This is a genomic window from Streptomyces sp. NPDC058534 (assembly GCF_042717365.1).
Classification (GTDB): Bacteria; Actinomycetota; Actinomycetes; order Streptomycetales; family Streptomycetaceae; genus Streptomyces.
Map to the genome: position 1 here is coordinate 21,558 of NZ_JBHXNW010000077.1, position 18,250 is coordinate 39,807.

At 74.4% G+C, this 18,250-nt stretch carries 19 protein-coding genes and 2 pseudogenes; 15 read left to right on the top strand and 6 right to left on the bottom strand.

The features are described 5' to 3' along the window. Positions 1-53 precede the first annotated feature (53 nt). The 5 genes from ACFWR9_RS34210 to ACFWR9_RS34230 all read left to right on the top strand — a co-directional run bounded on the left by ACFWR9_RS34210 (position 54) and on the right by ACFWR9_RS34230 (position 4,656). Positions 54-827, top strand: coding sequence for an SDR family NAD(P)-dependent oxidoreductase (locus ACFWR9_RS34210; RefSeq protein WP_383849154.1), 774 nt, complete (start codon positions 54-56; stop codon positions 825-827). 30 nt (positions 828-857) lie between these two features. Next, positions 858-1,646, top strand: a complete 789-nt coding sequence (locus ACFWR9_RS34215; protein ID WP_383849156.1) for a FadR/GntR family transcriptional regulator — start codon at positions 858-860, stop codon at positions 1,644-1,646. Continuing rightward, complete coding sequence (gene dgoD, locus ACFWR9_RS34220) at positions 1,647-2,792, top strand: galactonate dehydratase (RefSeq protein WP_383849159.1); 1,146 nt, start codon at positions 1,647-1,649, stop codon at positions 2,790-2,792. Positions 2,793-2,909: 117 nt separating this feature from the next. Further along, positions 2,910-3,542 carry a bifunctional 4-hydroxy-2-oxoglutarate aldolase/2-dehydro-3-deoxy-phosphogluconate aldolase gene (locus ACFWR9_RS34225; RefSeq protein WP_383849162.1) on the top strand — a complete coding sequence of 211 codons (633 nt, stop codon included), beginning with the start codon at positions 2,910-2,912 and terminating at the stop codon, positions 3,540-3,542. Between the two features lie 124 nt (positions 3,543-3,666). After that, entirely contained in the window at positions 3,667-4,656 is a 990-nt protein-coding gene (locus ACFWR9_RS34230) for a sugar kinase (RefSeq protein ID WP_383849164.1), read from the top strand. On the opposite strand, the gene ACFWR9_RS34235 is transcribed toward ACFWR9_RS34230, so the two are convergent. Then, complete coding sequence (locus ACFWR9_RS34235; protein ID WP_383849167.1) at positions 4,638-4,865, bottom strand: hypothetical protein; 228 nt, start codon at positions 4,863-4,865, stop codon at positions 4,638-4,640. The genes ACFWR9_RS34230 and ACFWR9_RS34235 overlap by 19 nt on opposite strands. A 366-nt stretch (positions 4,866-5,231) precedes the next feature. Between ACFWR9_RS34235 and ACFWR9_RS34240 the strand changes: the two are divergent. Next, positions 5,232-5,741 (top strand): annotated as a pseudogene (locus ACFWR9_RS34240) (DUF2269 family protein); the annotation flags it as partial. A 462-nt stretch (positions 5,742-6,203) separates the two neighbouring features. Beyond that, on the top strand, positions 6,204-7,205 hold the full coding sequence (locus tag ACFWR9_RS34245) for an NADPH:quinone reductase (protein WP_383849169.1): 1,002 nt from the start codon (positions 6,204-6,206) through the stop codon (positions 7,203-7,205). Between the two features lie 30 nt (positions 7,206-7,235). On the opposite strand, the gene ACFWR9_RS34250 is transcribed toward ACFWR9_RS34245, so the two are convergent. Further along, complete coding sequence (locus ACFWR9_RS34250) at positions 7,236-8,036, bottom strand: thioesterase family protein (protein ID WP_383849171.1); 801 nt, start codon at positions 8,034-8,036, stop codon at positions 7,236-7,238. 170 nt (positions 8,037-8,206) lie between these two features. Here ACFWR9_RS34250 and ACFWR9_RS34255 point away from each other — a divergent pair, with 170 nt between their 5' ends. The 3 genes from ACFWR9_RS34255 to ACFWR9_RS34265 are packed head-to-tail and all read left to right on the top strand — an operon-like array spanning position 8,207 to position 9,241. Then, on the top strand, positions 8,207-8,434 hold the full coding sequence (locus ACFWR9_RS34255) for a DUF2945 domain-containing protein (RefSeq protein ID WP_383849174.1): 228 nt from the start codon (positions 8,207-8,209) through the stop codon (positions 8,432-8,434). Positions 8,435-8,440: 6 nt separating this feature from the next. Then, positions 8,441-8,773 carry a DUF3140 domain-containing protein gene (locus tag ACFWR9_RS34260; RefSeq protein ID WP_383849177.1) on the top strand — a complete coding sequence of 111 codons (333 nt, stop codon included), beginning with the start codon at positions 8,441-8,443 and terminating at the stop codon, positions 8,771-8,773. A 36-nt stretch (positions 8,774-8,809) separates the two neighbouring features. Next, the gene (locus ACFWR9_RS34265) at positions 8,810-9,241 is read left to right on the top strand and encodes a hypothetical protein (RefSeq protein ID WP_383849180.1); all 432 of its coding nucleotides are present in this window, start codon (positions 8,810-8,812) and stop codon (positions 9,239-9,241) included. 31 nt (positions 9,242-9,272) lie between these two features. On the opposite strand, the gene ACFWR9_RS34270 is transcribed toward ACFWR9_RS34265, so the two are convergent. Together ACFWR9_RS34270 and ACFWR9_RS34275 are read right to left on the bottom strand one after the other, a co-directional pair. Further along, entirely contained in the window at positions 9,273-10,649 is a 1,377-nt protein-coding gene (locus ACFWR9_RS34270) for a cryptochrome/photolyase family protein (RefSeq protein ID WP_383849183.1), read from the bottom strand. Further along, complete coding sequence (locus ACFWR9_RS34275; protein WP_383849185.1) at positions 10,646-12,196, bottom strand: SDR family oxidoreductase; 1,551 nt, start codon at positions 12,194-12,196, stop codon at positions 10,646-10,648. The genes ACFWR9_RS34270 and ACFWR9_RS34275 overlap by 4 nt, the downstream gene beginning before the upstream one ends. Before the next feature lie 103 nt (positions 12,197-12,299). Between ACFWR9_RS34275 and ACFWR9_RS34280 the strand changes: the two genes are divergently transcribed. Further along, positions 12,300-12,806 carry a MarR family winged helix-turn-helix transcriptional regulator gene (locus ACFWR9_RS34280; protein ID WP_383849188.1) on the top strand — a complete coding sequence of 169 codons (507 nt, stop codon included), beginning with the start codon at positions 12,300-12,302 and terminating at the stop codon, positions 12,804-12,806. Positions 12,807-12,976: 170 nt separating this feature from the next. Then, a complete protein-coding gene (locus ACFWR9_RS34285; RefSeq protein WP_383849190.1) occupies positions 12,977-15,070 on the top strand; it encodes an MMPL family transporter in 2,094 nt (697 codons plus the stop codon). Positions 15,071-15,083: 13 nt separating this feature from the next. Here ACFWR9_RS34285 and ACFWR9_RS34290 read toward each other — a convergent pair whose 3' ends face one another. Continuing rightward, positions 15,084-15,509: a TIGR03618 family F420-dependent PPOX class oxidoreductase gene (locus ACFWR9_RS34290; RefSeq protein ID WP_383849192.1), complete on the bottom strand. Its 426-nt coding sequence runs from the start codon at positions 15,507-15,509 to the stop codon at positions 15,084-15,086. A 92-nt stretch (positions 15,510-15,601) separates the two neighbouring features. Beyond that, positions 15,602-15,817: a hypothetical protein gene (locus ACFWR9_RS34295; protein ID WP_383849195.1), complete on the bottom strand. Its 216-nt coding sequence runs from the start codon at positions 15,815-15,817 to the stop codon at positions 15,602-15,604. 226 nt (positions 15,818-16,043) lie between these two features. Here ACFWR9_RS34295 and ACFWR9_RS34300 point away from each other — a divergent pair, with 226 nt between their 5' ends. From ACFWR9_RS34300 to ACFWR9_RS34310, 3 genes and pseudogenes are all read left to right on the top strand, one after another. Continuing rightward, positions 16,044-17,045, top strand: coding sequence for a mechanosensitive ion channel family protein (locus ACFWR9_RS34300; RefSeq protein WP_383849197.1), 1,002 nt, complete (start codon positions 16,044-16,046; stop codon positions 17,043-17,045). 139 nt (positions 17,046-17,184) lie between these two features. Beyond that, a pseudogene (locus tag ACFWR9_RS34305) lies at positions 17,185-17,746 on the top strand (class I SAM-dependent methyltransferase). Between the two features lie 136 nt (positions 17,747-17,882). Further along, positions 17,883-18,071, top strand: coding sequence for a hypothetical protein (locus tag ACFWR9_RS34310; protein ID WP_383849199.1), 189 nt, complete (start codon positions 17,883-17,885; stop codon positions 18,069-18,071). The last annotated feature ends 179 nt before the right edge of the window (positions 18,072-18,250 follow it).

Below are 18,250 nucleotides of genomic sequence, written 5' to 3' on the forward strand. Positions count from 1 at the left end.
CCGCTCTCTGATTAAATTAGTAATAATCGAAGCGAAGGAGAGGTGTACCCACGATGAGCCGGCCCGCACCGGCGTCCGCCGCCCGCTTCACCGGCCGCACGGCCGTGATCACCGGAGCCGCCTCCGGCATCGGGGCCGCCACGGCCGGACGCCTCGCCCGGGAAGGTGCCGCCGTGACCCTCGCCGACGTCGACGAGCCACGCGGGGCAGCCGTCGCCGAGCGGATCGTCGAGGCAGGGGGCCGGGCCCGCTTCGTGCCCGCCGACGTCGCCGCCGAGGACGACTGGGCGCGGATCGTCACCGCCGCGCACGCCTTCGGGCCGGTGGACGTGCTGGTGAGCAACGCCTACACCGTCGACGTCACCCCCGCCCACGACATGACCCTCGCCTCTTGGCAGCGGCAGCTCTCCGTCAACCTCACCGGCGGCTTCCTCGGCTTCCGGGCCGTCCTGCCCGACCTGCGCGACCGGCTCGGCGCCGTCGTGCTGACCTCGTCCGTCCACGCCCACAAGGGCATCCCCGGGCACCCGGCCTACGCCGCCTCCAAGGGCGCCCTGCTCTCCCTGTGCGGCCGGCTCGCCGTCGAGTACGGACCCGAGGTCCGCGTGAACGCCGTCCTGCCCGGCCCGATCCTCACGGCCGCCTGGGACAGCGTCCCGGAGGCGGACCGGGAGCGCAGCGTCGCCGAGACCGCCGCCCGGCGGTTCGGCATCCCCGAGGAGGTGGCCGCGGCCATCGCCTTCCTCAGCGCCGACGAGTCCTCCTACATCACCGGATCACACCTGCTCGTCGACGGCGGCTGGAGCGTCGTCAAAGCCTCCGCCTGACCCCGACCCGTAACGGAAAGGCCGTACGACATGACGCCCTACGCCCGCCGCGGCGTACACGGCCAGACCGTGGAAGCCCTCGCCCGCCGCATCCTGGGCGGGCAGATCCCCGTGGGCGCCACGCTCGATCTGGTCGCGCTCCAGAGCGAGCTGGACGTGAGCCTGACCGCGCTGCGCGAGTCGCTGAAGGTGCTGGCCGCCAAGGGCATGGTCGACGCACGGCAGAAGCGGGGCACCTTCGTCCGCTCCCGCGCCGACTGGAACCTGCTCGACGCCGACGTCCTGCGCTGGCAGTTCGAGGGCGGCGGTACCACCGGCTCCGACCGGGCACTGCTGCGCAACCTCGCCGAGGTGCGGGCCATCGTCGAACCGGCCGCCGTCCGCCTCGCCGCCGCCCGCCGCACCGGCGACGACCTCGCCGCGCTGGACGCCGCGCTGGCCGCGATGGCGGAGGAGGACCCCGACCCGGCCCGCGCCGTGGCAGCCGACCTCGCCTTCCACCGCGCCATGCTCGCCGCCACCCACAACGAACTCCTCGAACGCATGGAGATGGTGATCTCGTCCGGGCTCGCCCACCGCGACCGCATCGTGCACAGCTCCCCGCACAGCGGGGACCCGGTACCGGCCCACCGGGCGGTCCTGGACGCCGTCCGCGACCGCGACCCGCGGGAGGCGGAGGCCGCCATGCGAGCGCTGCTCGATCAGGCCGGCCGCGACCAGGAGCGCGTCGGCAATCCCGGCGACATCGGCAATCCCGGCGACATCGGCAATCCCGGCGACATCGGCCACGCCGACCACACCGAAAGGCTGCCTCACTAAGTGAAGATCACCCGCATCGAAACGTTCCTGGTCCCGCCGCGCTGGCTGTTCTGCCGCGTCGAAACCGACGACGGCGTGGTCGGCTGGGGCGAACCCGTCGTCGAGGGCCGCGCCGAGGTCGTCCGTGCCGCCGTCGACGTCCTCGCCGAGCAGCTGATCGGCAAGGACCCCCTGCGCATCCAGGACCACTGGCAGATCCTCACCAAGGGCGGCTTCTACCGCGGCGGCCCCGTCCTGTCGAGCGCCGTCGCCGGCCTCGACCAGGCCCTGTGGGACATCGCCGGCAAGACCTACGGGGCACCCGTGCACGCCCTGCTGGGCGGCCCCGTGCGCGACCGGGTCCGGGTCTACGCCTGGGTGGGCGGCGACGAGCCCGCCGCGCTCGCCGAGCAGATCGCCGCCCAGGTGGAGGCCGGCTTCACCGCGGTGAAGATGAACGGCGCCGGAGCCGTCTCACCCTTGACCACCCCCGCGGAGACCGCGGCCGTCGTCGACCGGGTGGCCGCCGCCCGCGAGGCCCTGGGACCGGACCGCGACGTCGCCGTCGACTTCCACGGCCGCTTCACGGCCGCGAGCTCCCGCCGGGTCCTGGCCGAACTCGCGCCGCTGCACCCGCTGTTCGTCGAGGAACCCGTCGTCCCCGAGCAGAGCCACCTGCTGTCCCGGCTCGCCGCGGCCACCGACATCCCGCTCGCCACCGGCGAACGGCTCTTCGGCCGGAGTGAGTTCCTGCCCGTGCTCGCCGCGGGCGTCGCCGTCGCCCAGCCCGACCTCTCCCACGCCGGCGGCATCTCCGAGGTGCACCGCATCGCCTCGCTCGCCGACACCTACGGCGCCCTGCTCGCCCCGCACTGCCCGCTCGGCCCGATCGCCCTCGCCGCCAGCCTTCAGGTCGCCTTCGCGACGCCGAACTTCCTCGTCCAGGAACAGAGCCGGGGCATCCACTACAACAAGAGCGCCGACCTGCTGACCTACCTCGTGGACACCGAGCCCTTCCGCTTCGTGGACGGACACGCGCCCCGCAGTGACGCGCCCGGCCTGGGCGTCGACATCGACGAGAAGGCCGTACGCGCCGCCGACCGCGACGGGCATGCCTGGCGGAACCCGGTGTGGCGGCACGCCGACGGATCGTTCGCCGAGTGGTGAGGCCCGATCACGCGACCAGGGTCCCGGCCTGCGGCGCGGTCCGCCGGCGTCCTACCCTGGCCGACGGCTGCCGCTGCGCGACGCCCGACCTGTAATTCTCTGAGAAGGAGACCTCCTGTGGATCTGCGAGCGGCCCTGGCCGCCCACCGACTCGTCGCCATCGTGCGCGGAGCCGACGCCGACGCCGCGCTGCGCACCGTACTGACCCTGGCCGAGGAGGGCGTGGACCTCATCGAGGTGTCACTGACCGGCGCGGACGCCCTCCGGGTCATCGAGCGGGCCAGGGAGGCCCTCGGCCCCGGCCGGCCGCTGGGCGCCGGCACGGTCCTCACCGCCGACGACGCGCGGGCCGCCCACCGGGCCGGCGCCGACTTCGCCGTCACCCCCGGCCTGGGCGAGGGCGTCCCGGCCGCCCGCGAGCTGGGCATGCCGGTCCTGGCCGGCGTCATGACGCCCACCGACATCCTCACGGCACGCACCCTCGGCGCCACCGCGCTGAAGATCTTCCCGGCCGCCCAGGCCGGCGGCCCCGCCTACGTCAAGGCGCTGCGCGGACCGTTCCCGCATGAACCGCTCGTGCCCGTCGGCGGTGTCGACGAGGCGGCGGCCCGCGCCCATCTGGCGGCCGGCGCCACCGCCGTCGGCGTCGGCTCCCCGCTGGTCGGCGACGCCGCGGACGGCGGCAGTCTCGACGACCTCCGCACCCGCGCCCGCGCCTTCCGCGCCGCCGTCCGGGAGGCCCGGCCGTGACCGGCGCACCCGACCCCGACGGCGCGCCGCCGCGGACACCGGCTGCCCCGCCCCGCGCCCCGGGCGCGGTGGCGCCGGTCGCCGGCCGTCCCGAATCCCGGGTCACGGCGTCGGAGACGCGGGCATGAGCGCCGCGAGCCCCTGGCGTCCCGCACCGGGTCCCGTGGTCTGCGTGGGGGAGACCATGGCGGCCATGTCGCCCGCCCCGCCCGACGCCCTGGACAGCGCGGACTCCGTGCGCCTCTCGGTGGCCGGTGCCGAGTCGAACGTCGCCATGTACCTCGCCGACCACGGGCTGCCCGTCTCCTGGCTCTCGGCCGTCGGTGACGACGCCCTCGGCCGACGGGTGCGGGCGGCCGTGGGGAAGGCGGGCGTGGACGTCTCGGGCGTGCGGACCGACCCCGCACGGCCGACCGGCCTGCTGCTGAAGGACCCGGGCGCCGAGGGCACCCGCGTGCACTACTACCGGAAGGGCTCGGCGGCCTCCGCGCTCGGCCCCGGCGTCCTGGACGACGACCGGCTCGGCGGGGCCGCCCTCCTGCACCTGACCGGGGTCACCCCGGCGCTCTCCGGGACCTGCCGGGCCCTGGTGGAGCGGGCGCTGCACGCCCCGCGTGAGGAGCGTCCCCACGCGGTCAGTTTCGACGTCAACCACCGCGCCGCGCTGTGGCCGCCGGACACCGCCCCCTCGGTACTCCGCGACCTGGCCGACCGCGCCGACCTCACCTTCGTCGGCCTCGACGAGGCACAGGACCTGTGGGGCGCGGAGCTGACCGCCGCCGACGTCCGCGGGCTGCTGAGCGGCCCTCGCATCCTGGTCGTCAAGGACGGCGGGCGGGGCGCGACCGCGTTCACCGAGGACGGCGCGTGCACGGTGCCCGCCATGAAGACGGATGTCGTCGAACCGGTCGGCGCGGGCGACGCGTTCGCCGCCGGATTCCTCGCCGGACTGTGGCGAGGCGCCGGCCTCACCCGGGCCCTGCGCCTCGGCCACATCACGGCGGCGTCCGCGCTGCGGGTGGTCGGGGACCACGGGGTCCTGCCCGACAAGGCCACGATCGAGGCGCTGCTGGACCTCACCGACGAGGGCTGGCGTCAGGCGCCGATGTCGTAGAGGAAGTAGAAGAGGACGAACCGCTCCCAGCCGCCCACACTCGTGGAGCGGGCGCGCAGCGCGTAGGTCTGGGTGGCCTCGTCCCACTCGAAGGCGAAGCTCTCCCAGGAACCGCCGAACTCGGCGGAACGGGCCCGCTGCACACCGGTGTTCGGGGCGGGGTAGTTCACCTCGGTGGCCACGAAGCGGTTGTTGCGGACCGACTGCACGGCCAGCAGTTGGGGCTCCGCGGCTGCCGCCGAGGCACCGTCTCCGGCGGCGAGCGGGGCCCGCCCGGGCGTCCGCGTCGCCCGTGATGCGCGCCGGCGCGGACGCGTCCACCGCCTCCCAGCCGGCGGGCGCGGCGGCCGGCCGGTCGGCCACCGGTGCCGCCGCCGCGGGAGCGGCCAGGGCGGAGGCCGCCACCAGGGCGCTCAGGGACAGCAGGACGGAGGTCGTACGTCTCACAGGAACCCCGCGTTTCCGGCTGCTCCGGCCGAGGCACCGCGGCCCCCGCCGTGTACGCCCGGCTCAGTACCCGGGGTTACTCCCGCCGCCGGACGTCTTCACGGCCGCGTCCCGGCAGCGTGGGTGGGGTGAAACTCAGCCGACCCGCACGCCGGGCCCTCCTCGTCGTCCACGTCCTCGCCTCCGCCGGCTGGCTCGGGCTCACCCTCGGGTTGCTGGCCCTCGGACTGACCGCGGCTTCCACCGCGTCCCCCGTCACCGTGGAGGCCAGTGTCCGCGGCATGAAGCTGTTCGCCGACTGGCTGCTGCTGCCGCTCGCCGTCCTCACCCTGGCCAGTGGAGTGGTGCTGGCGCTGGGCACCCCGTGGGGGCTGGCCCGGCACCGGTGGGTGTTCACCAAGTTCTGGCTGACCCTGGCGACGACGACCGCCACGGTCTTCGCGCTGCGCCCCGGCGTGAACGCGGCGGTCACCGCCGTGGCCGCGGGTGAGTCGCTGCCGGACGCCGGGGACGTGCTGTTCGGGCCGGTCGTCTCGCTGTCCGCCTACGTCTTCATGATGGTGATCTCGGTCCTCAAGCCCTGGGGACCCACGCGTCGTGGCCGCAGGCTGCGGGCCCGGCCGTCCGGGCCCGCCCGCGCCCTCTCCCGCTCGGGCCAAGGGTTTTCACTCGATGGCATGCGCCAGCCGCCGATGTTCTTCCCGCTCGGCGGCGGCACCTTCAGCGGGGTCTCCAAGCCGGGCGAGATCGTCTGGTCGCGCGTCTTCCTCATGGAGGGCCGCCTCCACGTCGACCTGGGGCGGGCGAGCGCCGTCGAACTGCCCGAGGAGGAGACGCGGCGCCGGCTGGACGCCACCAACCCCCAGTGGCCGATCATGCACGCGGTGCTGCACGGCGTCACCCGCGACCAGTTCATGGCCCGCCACCGCGCCAACCACCTCAACGTCGCCTACGCGCCCGACGCGGCGACGGCCGACAAGGCGCTGCGCGCCAAGGCGGCGCTCTTCGCCGAACTCGGCCTCGACGTGCACCTGTGCGGGGACGTGCCGCTGTAGCCCTGACAGGCTGCGAGGGAAAGGGGCGCTTCGTAGCATGACGTCATGAACGGCACAGTCCCCGACGTGATGCGGGCGGCGTACATCGACGCCGTCGGTCCGGCCGACGCCATCCGCCACGGTCCCCTCCCCGCACCGCCCGTGGGCCCCACCGACGTGCTCGTGCGGGTCTCGGCCGTGGCGGCCAACCCCGTCGACACCTTCGTACGGTCCGGCGCGTACGCCACACCGCTGCCGCTGCCCTTCGTCGTCGGCCGCGACCTGGTGGGCGAGGTCGCCCTGGCCGGGCCCGGCGCGGCGGGCTTCACCCCCGGGCAGCGGGTGTGGTGCAACAGCCTGGGCCACGCGGGCCGGCAGGGCTCCTTCGCCGAGTACGCGGCGGTCGCCGCCGAACGCCTCTACGCGGCGCCGCCCGGCATCGCCGCGGAACACCTGGTGGCCGCCGCCCACCCGGCGGCCTCCGCCTGGCTGGCGCTGTTCCGGCACGGACGGCTGCGGGCGGGCGAGACCGTGTACGTCGGCGGCGGCGCCGGGAACGTCGGCGGCGCGGCGGTGGCGCTGGCCGCCCGCGCCGGGGCCCGGGTGGTCGCCACGGCGCGTGCCGAGGACGCGGCGGCGGTCCGGGAAATGGGCGCCGCCGAGGTCCTCGACCACCGGTCGCCCGACCTCGGCGAGCGCGTACGTCGGGCCGCGCCCGACGGCTACGACGTCCACCTCGACACGTCGGGGCACGGAGTGCTCGCCGACGCCGTGGAGTCGCTGGCCATGGGCGGACGGCTGGTCGCGATGGTGGGACTGGGCGGCGGGCCCTCCCCGCTGCCGGTGAGCCGGCTCTACACCAGGGACGCGAGCATCGTGGGCTTCGCCATCAGCAACGCCACGACCGCCGACCTCGCCGAGGCGGCCGAGGGCGTCGTCGGCGTGCTCGCGGAGACGCCGTGGCGCCCACGGATCGCCGACCGGCTGCCGTTGTCGATGACGGCGGAGGCCCACCGCCGGCTGGAGGCCGGGCAGGTGCGGGGGCGGCTGGTCCTCACACCCTCTTGATCGTCCCCGGCGCTCTCCGCGGCCGGCGGATCACCCCAGTGGGCGGACGGTCAGCATCTGCTGCGCGTGGCCCACGGGGCCGTCGACGTCGTGCAGCACGGTGCTGGTGATGCCCTGCCCGGTGGGGCCGAAGACGACGGTGGTGTCCAGGCCGGTCCAGGGCCCGCGGGGCGCGCGGTGCAGGTGCAGGGTCAGGTCGACGTTCGGGAACATCCACTCCGTCGGGGACTGCCGTACGGCGATGCCGTTGGCGGTGTCCACCAGGGTGACGTAGGAGGCCAGCGGGCTCGCCGTCTCCCCGGCGACCAGGTCGAGGCCGGTGGAGACCCAGGCGGTGGTGCGGCCGGGGAGGGGCGGTGCCACCGGGCGCACGTCCAGGGAGGCGATGTATCCGCCGGGCCACGCGGTCTCCATGGGCCAGGGGGCGAGGCTCTCCGGCGCGGCGAGCCGGTCCGCGCCGCCGCCCGCCACGGCGCCCGTGTCCACGTCGGCCAGCAGCCAGGCCCTGGCCCGGGTCACGGACCGGCCCGCGATGAGCACGGTCGCCTCGACCAGTTCTATGGTGCGGCCGGGGCGGACGGTCTCCACCAGGATCTCGCACTCGTCCAGCGCCGGGCGGCCGAGGATGTCGAAGCTGATCCGGCTCAGGGACATGGCCGCACCCTCCCGCCCGGCCAGGTGGCGGTCGACTGCGTGCACGATCAGGCCGCCGAGCGGACTGAAGTGCTGCTCGTCCGCGCTCCACGCCCCGCCGGTGTGCCGGGTGGGCTTGTAGCGGTGCTCGTCGATCCGCTCGTAGTAGCTGTCCGGGGTCGCGGTGCTGGTGTTCAACGGGCTGCTCCTGGAACGACGGCGGTGACGAGAGGGGCCCCGGACGGCGGTGCCCGGGCCGCGACCAGGATAGATCCGCCGCTGAACGGGTCATCCCCCGAGTGGCCCGCCCCCGGCTGGGAACCCAGGTGGGGAAGCGGAGGGGGGCCCGCACGCGAAGGAGCGGCGCGATGGCGAGGAACCGAGGCAAGGGCGAGGACCTGGAGATGGGCGACAGGGTCACCTGGAGCAGCCACGGCTCCCGGGCCGAGGGCGAGGTGGAGAAGAAGATCACCAAGCGCACGGAGGCCGGGGGCCGCACGGTGGACGCTTCGCCGGACGACCCGCGGTACAAGGTCCGCAGCGACAAGTCGGGCGGATCGGCGATGCACAAGCCGTCCGCGCTGAAGAAGAAGTGAGGCGGCATGGACGGCGACGAGCGGCAGGAGACCTGGGACGGCTTCCGCGAGCTGGTGAACATGGCGCCGGCCGACCTGGACGCGTGGCTGGACACCGACGAGTCCCGGGACGCCGGTCACCACCAGGACGGGGGCGAGTCCACCGGACACGCGTCCGGCCGCCGGATCGTGCGAATCCAGCGGACGAGCAAGGGCGACCTCTCGGACGACGACTACGAGCACATGCGCAAGGTCGTCGGCTACGTCCGCCGGCACCTGGCCCAGCGCCCGTCGGGCGACGTCGAGGAGTCCAGGTGGCGGTACTCGCTCATGAACTGGGGCCACGACCCCCTGGCGTGACACCGCCGCCGCGCCCGCCGGAAGGAGACGCAGCCCATGGGAGACCCGCACCGCCGTCCCGAGGGCGTCAGTGACGAGACCGTGGCGGCCCTGGGCTCCCTGTCCAAGGCCCTGGAGACGACCGAGTCCGCCCGGGGGCACCTGTTCGCCTTCCACCAGCTGACCGGCTCGGCGGACTTCGAGCTGGACCGCGCCGTCGCACTGCTGCGCGCCGCCGGCCACCCGGAGTGGGCGGAACGGGTCCGCACGGAGATCCTGGGCCGCGACGTCATCCCCGGCCACTGGACGTTCCAGGTCGTCGAGGCGTACGACCGGACGTACTACGAGCCGTTCAGGGACCTGGAGCGCGAGGCCGTGGACCGGCTCGCCGAGGGCCGCGACCACCTGTACGAGGCGGAACTGAAGGAGGCCCGCCGCACCAGGAACCACCCGGACCACACGGCCGGCCCCGACGGCGCCCCCACCTGACGGCTGCCGGCGAGGCGCCCCGCGCGGCCGTTCAGTCGCGTCCGCGGGCCCGTTTGAAGCGGTCCAGGCCCTCGGCGAGGTCGACGATCGGGTCCGGGTAGGCGTCGTACGCCGCGCGCTCCCGGCCCGTCAGCCGCCACGGCTCGTGCACGGACCGCCCTTCCAGGCCCGCCAGTTCGGGCACCCAGCGCCGCACGTACGCCCCGTCCGGGTCGAAGCGCCGTGCCTGGGTCGTGGGGTTGAGGACGCGGTGCGGGCGGGTGTCCGTGCCGGTGCCGGCCGTCCACTGCCAGTTGAGCTGGTTGTTGGCCACGTCGCCGTCCACGAGCAGGTCCAGGAAGTGCCGGGCGCCCACGCGCCAGTCGATGTAGAGCGTCTTGGTGAGGAAGCCGGCGGTCAGCAGCCGGGCCCGGTTGTGCATCCAGCCCTCGTGCCGCAACTGGCGCATGGCCGCGTCGACGACCGGGTAGCCCGTGCGCCCGTCCTTCCACGCGGCGATGTCCTCGTCGGCCTCTGCACCGGTGCGCCAGTGGTCGTGCCGGGTGCGGTAGTCGTGCGCCGAGGAACGCGGCCGCGCGGACAGCACCTGGTGGTGGAAGTCCCGCCAGGCGACCTGCCGCACGAACGCCTCCGCGCCGGCGCCGCCCTTGTCGCGGGCGCGGTGGACCAGTTCGACGGGGGAGAGGGTACCGAAGTGCAGATGGGGGGAGAGCCGGGAGGTGGCGTCGCCGGGCAGGTCGTCGTGGTGGTCCGCGTAGCCGGTGATGCCGTCGCGCAGCCAGGCCGTCAGACGCCTCCTGGCCTCCCGCTCGCCGCCGGCCGGCAGCCCCGGGGACAGCCCCGGCAGGTCCTCGCGGCCGGGCAGCGGCTCCGAGCCGACGCCGTCCGGGACGCCGACCTTGCGGGGCGCGGCCAGTGCGTCGCGGAAGGAGCACTCGCTCCAACGCCGGTGGTAAGGCGTGAAGACGGCGAAGTGGTCGGAGGAGGCCGGGGTGACGGCCCCCGGCGCCAGCACGGTCGTCACGGCGTCGTGGACGTGCAGGCGGCAGCCCCGCGCCTCGAGGGCGTCCCGGAGCAGTTCCTCGCGCCGGTGGGCGTGCCCGCTGACGTCGGCCGCCATGTGCACTTCGTCGGCCTCCGCCTCGCCGACCACCGCGCACACCTCCTCGACGAGGTCGCCGGAGCGGACGATCAGCCGGCCGCCCCGCTCCCGCAGCCCCGCGTCCAGGTCGCGCAGGCAGTCGGCGAGGAAGGCGAGCCGGTCGGGCGCGGCGAAGCCGGCCGCGTCGACGGCCCGGTCGCGGACGAACAGGGGCACGACGGCGCCGGACCCGTCGAGGGCGGCGCGCAGCGGCGGATGGTCGTGCAGCCGCAGATCGCGGGTGAACAGGACGACCGACGTGGTCATGACGCTCCTCGGAGGGGGATCGGGTCCCGGGCGGCGGCCCGGGCGATGTTGCGGGCCATGCCGCCGAACACCGCGGCGTGGAAGGGCCACACGCTCCACCAGTAGGCGTGCCCGGCCAGCCCGTGCGGATGGAACAGCGCCCGCTGGCGGTACCGCGTCCGGCCGGCGCCGTCGGTGTCGGCGTACATCTCCAGCCAGGCCAGGCCCGGCAGCCGCATCTCGGCGCGCAGCCGCAGCAGCCGGCCGGGGACGATCTCCTCCACCCGCCAGAAGTCGAGCGAGTCGCCGGCCCGCAGCCGCGCGGCGTCCCGGCGCCCGCGGCGCAGGCCGACCCCGCCGACCAGCCGGTCGAGCCAGCCCCGTACCGCCCAGGCCAGCGGGAAGGAGTACCAGCCGTTGTCGCCGCCGATCCCCTCGATGACCCGCCACAGCGCGGCGGGCGGAGCGTCGACGGCCAGCGTGCGGTGGTCGGTGTAGAGGCTGCCGCCGGCCCAGTCGGGGTCGGTGGGCAGCGGATCGCTGGGCGTCCCGGGCACGGACGCGGACGACCAGCGGGTGGTGACCTGGGCGTCCCGCACGCGTTGCAGGGCGAGGCGCAGCGCGCCGTCGAAGCCGAGCGGACAGCCCGGCGGGGCGGGCACGTACCGCAGGATGTCGTGCTCCCGGCACACCACCTCGTGCCGCAGCGATTCGGTGAGCGGGCGCGCGATGGACGCGGGGACCGGCGTGACCAGGCCGACCCAGTGGCTGGACAGGCCCGGCGACAGCATCGGCACCGAGACGATCAGCCGCCGGGGCAGCTCGGCGACCTCGGCGTAACGGACCATCATGTCGCGGTAGGTGAGGATGTCGGGGCCGCCGACGTCGAAGGCGCGGGACACGTCGGCCGGCATGCGCGCGCTGCCGACGAGCGCGCGCAGCACGTCCCGGACGGCGACCGGCTGGATGCGGGTGTGGACCCAGCTGGGCGTGACCATCACCGGCAGCCGTTCGGTGAGGTAGCGCAGCATCTCGAAGGAGGCCGAACCGGAGCCGATGACCACCGCCGCGCGCAGCACGGTCGTGGGCACCCCCGAGGCCAGGAGGATGCGGCCGACCTCGGCGCGGGAGCGCAGGTGCGGGGAGAGTTCCCGTTCCGGCACGTCGGACGGGGTCAGGCCGCCGAGATAGACGATGCGCCGCACGCCGGCCGCCTCGGCGCGCTCGGCGAAGGTGCGCGCCGCCCGCCGGTCCGTCTCCTCGAAGTCGTCGCCGCTGCCCAGCGCGTGCACCAGGTAGTAGGCGACGTCGACGCCCTCCATCGCCCGCGCCACCGAGTCGGCGTCCAGGACGTCTCCGCGCACCACCTCGGCCTCCCCGGCCCACGGATGGTCGCGCAGCTTGTGCGGGGAGCGGGCCAGGCACCGCACCCGGTGCCCGGCGCCGAGCAGCTCCGGCACGAGGCGGCCGCCGACGTAGCCCGTGGCGCCGGTGACGAGGCAGCGCAGTCCCGTCCCGCCGCCCTCGCTCGGGGCTGCGTCGCTCGCGCGGTCGTGTTCTGGGCTCATGGGGCTCCGTCTCTCACGGGACAGTCGTCACGTGATCACTTCCCGCGCGTGTACGGCGATGGATGCGCGGTGGCCCAGGTCGACCCTTCTATACGCTGATCGCGTGGCGACAGCGAACCAGCGCGGGCAGCACGCGCACGAACGGGGGACCGGGGCCGGTCCCGAGGCGAGTGACCTGCACGTCCTCGCCTCGCACCTGAGGCGGATGAACGGCGAGATCAACCGCCTCGTGCACGGTTTCGCCGGAAGCCACGGTCTGCACGCCACCGACGTGCAGGCGCTCGCGGCGATCCTGGACTCGCCCGAGCCCATGACACCGGGTCGGCTGCGCGAGCACCTCGGGCTCACCTCGGGCGCGGTGACCGCGTGCGTGGACCGGCTGGAGCGCGCGGGGCACGTACGCCGGGTCCGGGAGAGCGCCGACCGCAGGGTCGTTCATCTGCACTACGTGCCCGACGCGCGGGCGGCGGCCCGGACGTACTTCCGTCCGCTGGCCGAGGCCGCCGCGTCGGCCCGCTCGCGCTTCGACGAGAACGAGCTGGCGGTCGTGGTGCGTTTCCTGGCGGCGATGAACCAGGAGTTGGGCCTCGTCCGGTCCGACGACGGCTGATTCACCGCCGCATCCGCCGCATCCGCCGCATCCGCCGCATCCGCCGCATCCGGAGGACCCGGCGGGACAGAAGTCGGTCTGTCACGAGGCCCTCTAGTAGTTCAATCATTGAGATTGTTTATGACCGAGTTACTTTCCTCGCCGCCGGAGACCAGGAGACCTGAAGACCGATGTCCAACCCCGCCCGACGCGCCCGCCGGCTCGTCCCCGTCGTCCTCCTCCTGGCCTGGCTCGGTATCGGGGGAGCGCTCGGCCCGTACGCCGGGAAGCTCGGCGAGGTCGCCACCAACGACCAGGCCGCCTTCCTGCCCCGCAGCGCGGAGTCCACCCGGGTCGTCGACGCCCAGAAGGCCTTCCAGCAGGACGAGACGCTTCCGGTGATCGTCGTGTGGACCGCGGACGACGGCGGCTCCGTCGCCGACCACCGCGCGGCGGCCACCAAGTCGGTCGCCTCCGTCGAGGGCGAGCCCGGCGTCGTGGGGCCCCCGTCACCCGCCCTGCCCTCCGACGACGGCGAGGCGCTCCATGCCGTGGTCCAGCTCCGGCCCGACCTCGGCGAGGCACTGCCCGACGCCCTGGAACGCGTCCGGGACGCCGTCGGACAGGTGCCCGGCACCGAGGCGCAGCTCGCGGGACCCGCGGCCTCCCGGGCCGACCTCTCCGACGCCTTCTCCGGCATCGACGGACTGCTGCTCGGCGTCGCCCTGATCACCGTGCTGGTGATCCTGCTGCTCGTCTACCGCAGCGTCCTGCTGCCCGTGGTCATCATCCTCGGCGCCGTCTTCGCCCTCGGCCTGGCCTGCGCGATCGTGTACGCCCTCGCCGACCGCGGCGTCGTACGCGTGGACGGGCAGGTCCAGGGCATCCTCTCCATCCTGGTCATCGGTGCCGCCACCGACTACGCGCTGCTGCTCGCCGCCCGCTTCCGCGAGGAACTCGCCCGGCACCCCGACCGTTTCGGCGCCGTGCTCGCCGCGCTGCGGGCCTCCTGGGGCGCCGTCGTCGCCAGTGCGGCGACCGTCGCCCTGGGCCTGCTGGCGCTGCTGCTCAGCGACCTGACCAACAACCGCGCGCTCGGACCCGTCGGCGCCATCGGCATCGTCTGCGCGGTGCTGAGCACGCTCACCTTCCTGCCCGCCGTGCTGGTGCTGCTCGGCCGGGCCGCCTACTGGCCGGCCAAGCCCGTCCGGACCGGCGACCCCGAGGCCGGGCACCGCCTGTGGCACCGCATCGCCGAACTGGTGGACCGGGCCCCGCGCCGCATCTGGGCGATCTCCCTCGCCGCGCTGGTCGCGTGTGCCGCCTTCGCGCCGACCCTGACGTCCCGGGGTGTCCCGCTGGACGAGATCTTCGTGAACGACGCGCCCTCGGTCTCCGCCCAGCAGACGCTGGCCCGGCACTTCCCGGGCGGCTCCGGCAACCCCGCCGTGATCATCGCCGACGCCGACCGGCTGGACCCGGTCCTCGCCACCGCCCGCGACACCCGCGGCGTCGCCTCCGCCGCACCGGTCACCGAATCCGGCCGCCCCGGTGGCGGGGAGCCGAGGGTCGTCGACGGGCGGGTGCGGATCGACGCGACGCTCCGGGCGCCGGCCGACAGTGACGCCGCCAAGAGCGCGGTGGCCCGGCTCAGGTCCGCCGTCCACGAGGTGTCCGGCGCGGACGCCCTGGTCGGCGGCTACACCGCCCAGCAGTACGACACCCAGCGCACCGCCGAACACGACCGCACGCTCATCGTGCCGGTGGTCCTCGCCATCATCCTGGTCATCCTGATCGCCCTGCTGCGTTCCCTGCTGATGCCGGTGCTGCTGGTGGCGACGGTGGCGCTGAACTTCCTGGCCACCCTGGGCGTCTCGGCCCTCGTCTTCACCCACGTCTTCGGCTTCAGCGGCACGGACGCCTCGGTCCCGCTGTACGGGTTCGTGTTCCTGGTCGCCCTGGGCGTGGACTACAACATCTTCCTCATGTCCCGGGTGCGCCAGGAGTCACTGCGGCACGGGGTGCGGGAGGGCATCCTGCGGGGCCTGACCGCCACCGGCGGCGTGATCACCTCGGCCGGTGTCGTCCTCGCCGCCACCTTCGCCGCGCTGGGCGTGATCCCGCTTGCCTTCCTGGTGCAGATCGCCTTCATCGTGGCCTTCGGCGTACTGCTGGACACCCTCGTGGTGCGCTCCCTGCTGGTGCCGGCGCTCGCCCGCGACATCGGCCGCGTCGCGTGGTGGCCGAGCCGGCTCGGCCACCGCACACCGCCCGGGACGGAGTGACCCGGCGGGGACGTCACGCGCCGGGAGCCCCCGCGACGGGCCGCACCGTGCCGAGGAAGCGCCGCACCTCGATCTCGATGACGACCCGCTCCGGGTTCTCCCGGGGCTGCCGGTAGCGGGCCGCGTACCGGACCTCCGCGTCGCGGACCGACCCGGCGTCCTCTCGCACGGTCGCGGCGCCCTCCAGCGTCGACCAGCGCCTGCCGTCCACCTGCCCCACGGCGACGACGGCGGACCCGGCCCGCAGCACGTTGCGGGCCTTGGTGGTGCCCCGGCCGGTGATGACCCGCGCCGTGCGCGTGGTGTGGTCGTACGTCACGCCGACCGGGACCAGGTGCGGGCTCCCGTCCGCGCGCGGCGTCGACAGGAAGCACACCCGGCGCTCCCGCCAGAACCCGACGAACTCCTCGTCCGCGCCGTGCCGTTCCCCGGTGTCCATCCGATCTCCTCGTCCGAGCCGCGTGTGTCCCGTCGGGGACAGCATCGCCCGAGGCGCCGCGACGCCGCTCGGCGGGGGTGCGCGCACGGGGATCAGGCGGCGGCGTCCCCCTCCGCGGAGGGTGGTGCGGCCGGCTCGGGGAGGCGGGCCGGGGAGTCCTGGCCACGGCCGCCCATGAGGAGTCTCAGATGGCGGCGCCGGGCGGGCCGGGCCGGGACCGGATCGGCGAACAGCCGGTCCTCCAGATACGTCATGGTAAACAGCAGCAGCCCGAGTCCGGGCAACAGCAGGACGGCAACGTAAACCACGGCGCGGGTCCCCCTCCGCTGTGGACGACTCCTTGCGGGTGCCCCGGCGGACGCCGGTGATGGGCCGGTACCGAGTGAAGATGACGCAACTGTCGGACATAAGGGGCAAGTACCGGAAAGGGGGGTGGGTGTGTCGCGACTCACCGGGCGTCATGTTCGGGCCGCGGGTGGGTAGGCGGCCCCGACGGCAGACACGTCATACCCGAGGAACGGAGCAGTCGAGCCGATGTCGCACACCTTCCCACCCACCCACCAGGTCACGAACCCGCAGTTGGCGGCCTCGTGGTCGGACTGGTTCGGCGACCACACCGAGGCGCTCATCGGGATACCCCTGCGCATCGCGCTCATCGTCGTGATCCTGCTGGTGCTGCGCGCGGTGGCCAAGCGGGCCATCACCCGGGTCGTCCAGCGGGTCCTGGAACCGCCGGCGGGCGAGGCCGAGCGAAGCAGGCCCCGCAGGTCCACCCGCGGTGCCGCCGTCCTGCACCGCGACCGGTCCCGGGCGCGGCAGCGCCGCGAACAGCGAGCCCGCACCATCGGCTCGGTGCTCAGCAGCGTCGTGACCATCGTGCTGTTCATGGTCGGCGTGGCCATGGTGCTCGACCAGGTCGGCATCGCGCTCGGCCCGCTGCTCGCCAGCGCCGGAGTGGTCGGCCTCGCGATCGGATTCGGTGCGCAGAGCCTCGTCGCCGACTACCTGTCCGGCCTGCTCATCATGGTCGAGGACCAGTACGGCGTCGGCGACTCGGTCGACCTCGGGGAGGCCATCGGCGAGGTGGAGCACGTCGGCCTGCGGCTGACCCACGTACGCGACCTCAACGGCGGTCTGTGGCACATCCGCAACGGCGAGATCCTGCGGGTCCGCAACGACAGCCAGGAGTGGGCGCGCGCCGTCCTGGACGTCGCCGTCGCCCACGACGCGAACCTCGACACGGTCTACCGCGTGCTGGAGGACACCGGCCGCGCGCTGCGCGACGAACCGGAGTTCGCGGACGTCCTGCTGGAGGACCCCGCCGTGTGGGGCGTGCAGTCCCTGGACGCCGACGGCGTGCTCGTGCGCCTCGCGGTCAAGACCGTGCCGCTCCAGCAGTGGGGCGTCACCCGCGAACTGCGCCGCCGGGTCAAGGACGCGCTGGACGACGCGGGCATCGAGATTCCCTTCCCGCGGCGGACCGTGTGGCTGCGCACCGACCCGGCGGACGCCGAGGCGGACGCGCTCACGCGCTGACACGCGAGGGCCGGGATTTGCCGGTCCGGCAAACACCTTTGGCGTCGCCTGCGCGGCCGGTGCAGCCTGCGTACGGGACGCGCGCACGCCGCGCGCGTCCCGTACCGCAGACGCGTCCGACCGCCGCCCAGGAGGCACCATGACCGACCTGCCCCTCCCCGCTCCCGCCGCGGAGTTCTGGGAGGCCCGCTACCGCGACACCGACCGCGTCTGGAGCGGCCGCCCCAACGGCCTGCTGGTCCGCGAGGCGAGCGACCTCACGCCCGGGACCGCGCTGGACCTCGGTTGCGGTGAAGGCGCGGACGCCGTGTGGCTCGCCGCCCGTGGCTGGCGGGTCACCGGCGTGGACATCTCCGGCACCGCCCTCGAACGCGCCGCCGGGCACGCGGCCGACGCCGGGGTGGGCGTATCTCCAGTCCCCGGTCGCCTTCGACCAGCGGGCGGTACTGGACGCCGCGGCGCGGGCCGTGGCGCGCGGCGGCGCGTTGCTGGTCGTGATGCACGCCGGCTGGCCCTCCTGGCAGACCGAGCCGCCCTTCGACGCGGTCTTCCCCACCCTGGACGGGGTCCTCGCCGAACTCGCCCTGCCGGACGGGGAGTGGACGGTCGAGACCGCGGAGACCGTCCGCCGGCCGAGTGTCTCGCCGGAGGGTGTCGAGGGCTTCCGCGAGGACAACGTGTGGGGCCTGCGACAGGCGTGAGCACCCTCGATGCCCTTAATATCTGATTTGTTGAAGAAGTTATCTTCTGAGGATTTTGAGAAGAGAGGCATGTTTTGGGACTCACCGGACACCCTTGGGTGTGAAGGCCATTTGGCTACCAGAGGGAGATGGTGAAATGCCTTCCAAGGACAAGGTGCTCGAGGAAGTCACCCGCATCGAGGACATCGAGATCGACGCGGTACTCGACCCCGCCGAGCCTGACGGAGTCTTCCGTGACAGCCGCGAGTGCGCCGCGCTCGCCCTCCAGTCCGGAGGCGGCAACCTGCTGCTTTCGCCGCCGACCCCGCGCCCGAAGAAGGGTTGACGGACCGACGGGAGCAGTGAAATGGAGCAGTCGAGCACGTCGGCCCTCCTGCAGGGCGCGGTGCTGGATCTCGCTTCCGACGTGGTGTGCGCCCGGCGTGGCGGCGGGCCACCGGCGGGGGGGGGCCCCCCGCCCCTCCGGCGCGCCCGGGGGGGGGGGGCGCCGGGGGGCGGGGCCGG

Bases quoted from the DNA above. Each gene is read 5' to 3' on its own strand.
- ACFWR9_RS34230 (WP_383849164.1), top strand. From the start codon at position 3,667: ATGAGCGCCGCGAGCCCCTGGCGTCCCGCACCGGGTCCCGTGGTCTGC.
- ACFWR9_RS34260 (WP_383849177.1), top strand. From the start codon at position 8,441: ATGGACGGCGACGAGCGGCAGGAGACCTGGGACGGCTTCCGCGAGCTG.
- ACFWR9_RS34215 (WP_383849156.1), top strand. From the start codon at position 858: ATGACGCCCTACGCCCGCCGCGGCGTACACGGCCAGACCGTGGAAGCC.
- ACFWR9_RS34310 (WP_383849199.1), top strand. From the start codon at position 17,883: ATGCCTTCCAAGGACAAGGTGCTCGAGGAAGTCACCCGCATCGAGGAC.
- ACFWR9_RS34265 (WP_383849180.1), top strand. From the start codon at position 8,810: ATGGGAGACCCGCACCGCCGTCCCGAGGGCGTCAGTGACGAGACCGTG.
- ACFWR9_RS34285 (WP_383849190.1), top strand. From the start codon at position 12,977: ATGTCCAACCCCGCCCGACGCGCCCGCCGGCTCGTCCCCGTCGTCCTC.
- ACFWR9_RS34210 (WP_383849154.1), top strand. From the start codon at position 54: ATGAGCCGGCCCGCACCGGCGTCCGCCGCCCGCTTCACCGGCCGCACG.
- ACFWR9_RS34270 (WP_383849183.1), bottom strand. From the start codon at position 10,649: ATGACCACGTCGGTCGTCCTGTTCACCCGCGATCTGCGGCTGCACGAC.
- ACFWR9_RS34255 (WP_383849174.1), top strand. From the start codon at position 8,207: ATGGCGAGGAACCGAGGCAAGGGCGAGGACCTGGAGATGGGCGACAGG.
- ACFWR9_RS34300 (WP_383849197.1), top strand. From the start codon at position 16,044: ATGTCGCACACCTTCCCACCCACCCACCAGGTCACGAACCCGCAGTTG.
- ACFWR9_RS34290 (WP_383849192.1), bottom strand. From the start codon at position 15,509: ATGGACACCGGGGAACGGCACGGCGCGGACGAGGAGTTCGTCGGGTTC.
- ACFWR9_RS34275 (WP_383849185.1), bottom strand. From the start codon at position 12,196: ATGAGCCCAGAACACGACCGCGCGAGCGACGCAGCCCCGAGCGAGGGC.
- ACFWR9_RS34245 (WP_383849169.1), top strand. From the start codon at position 6,204: ATGAACGGCACAGTCCCCGACGTGATGCGGGCGGCGTACATCGACGCC.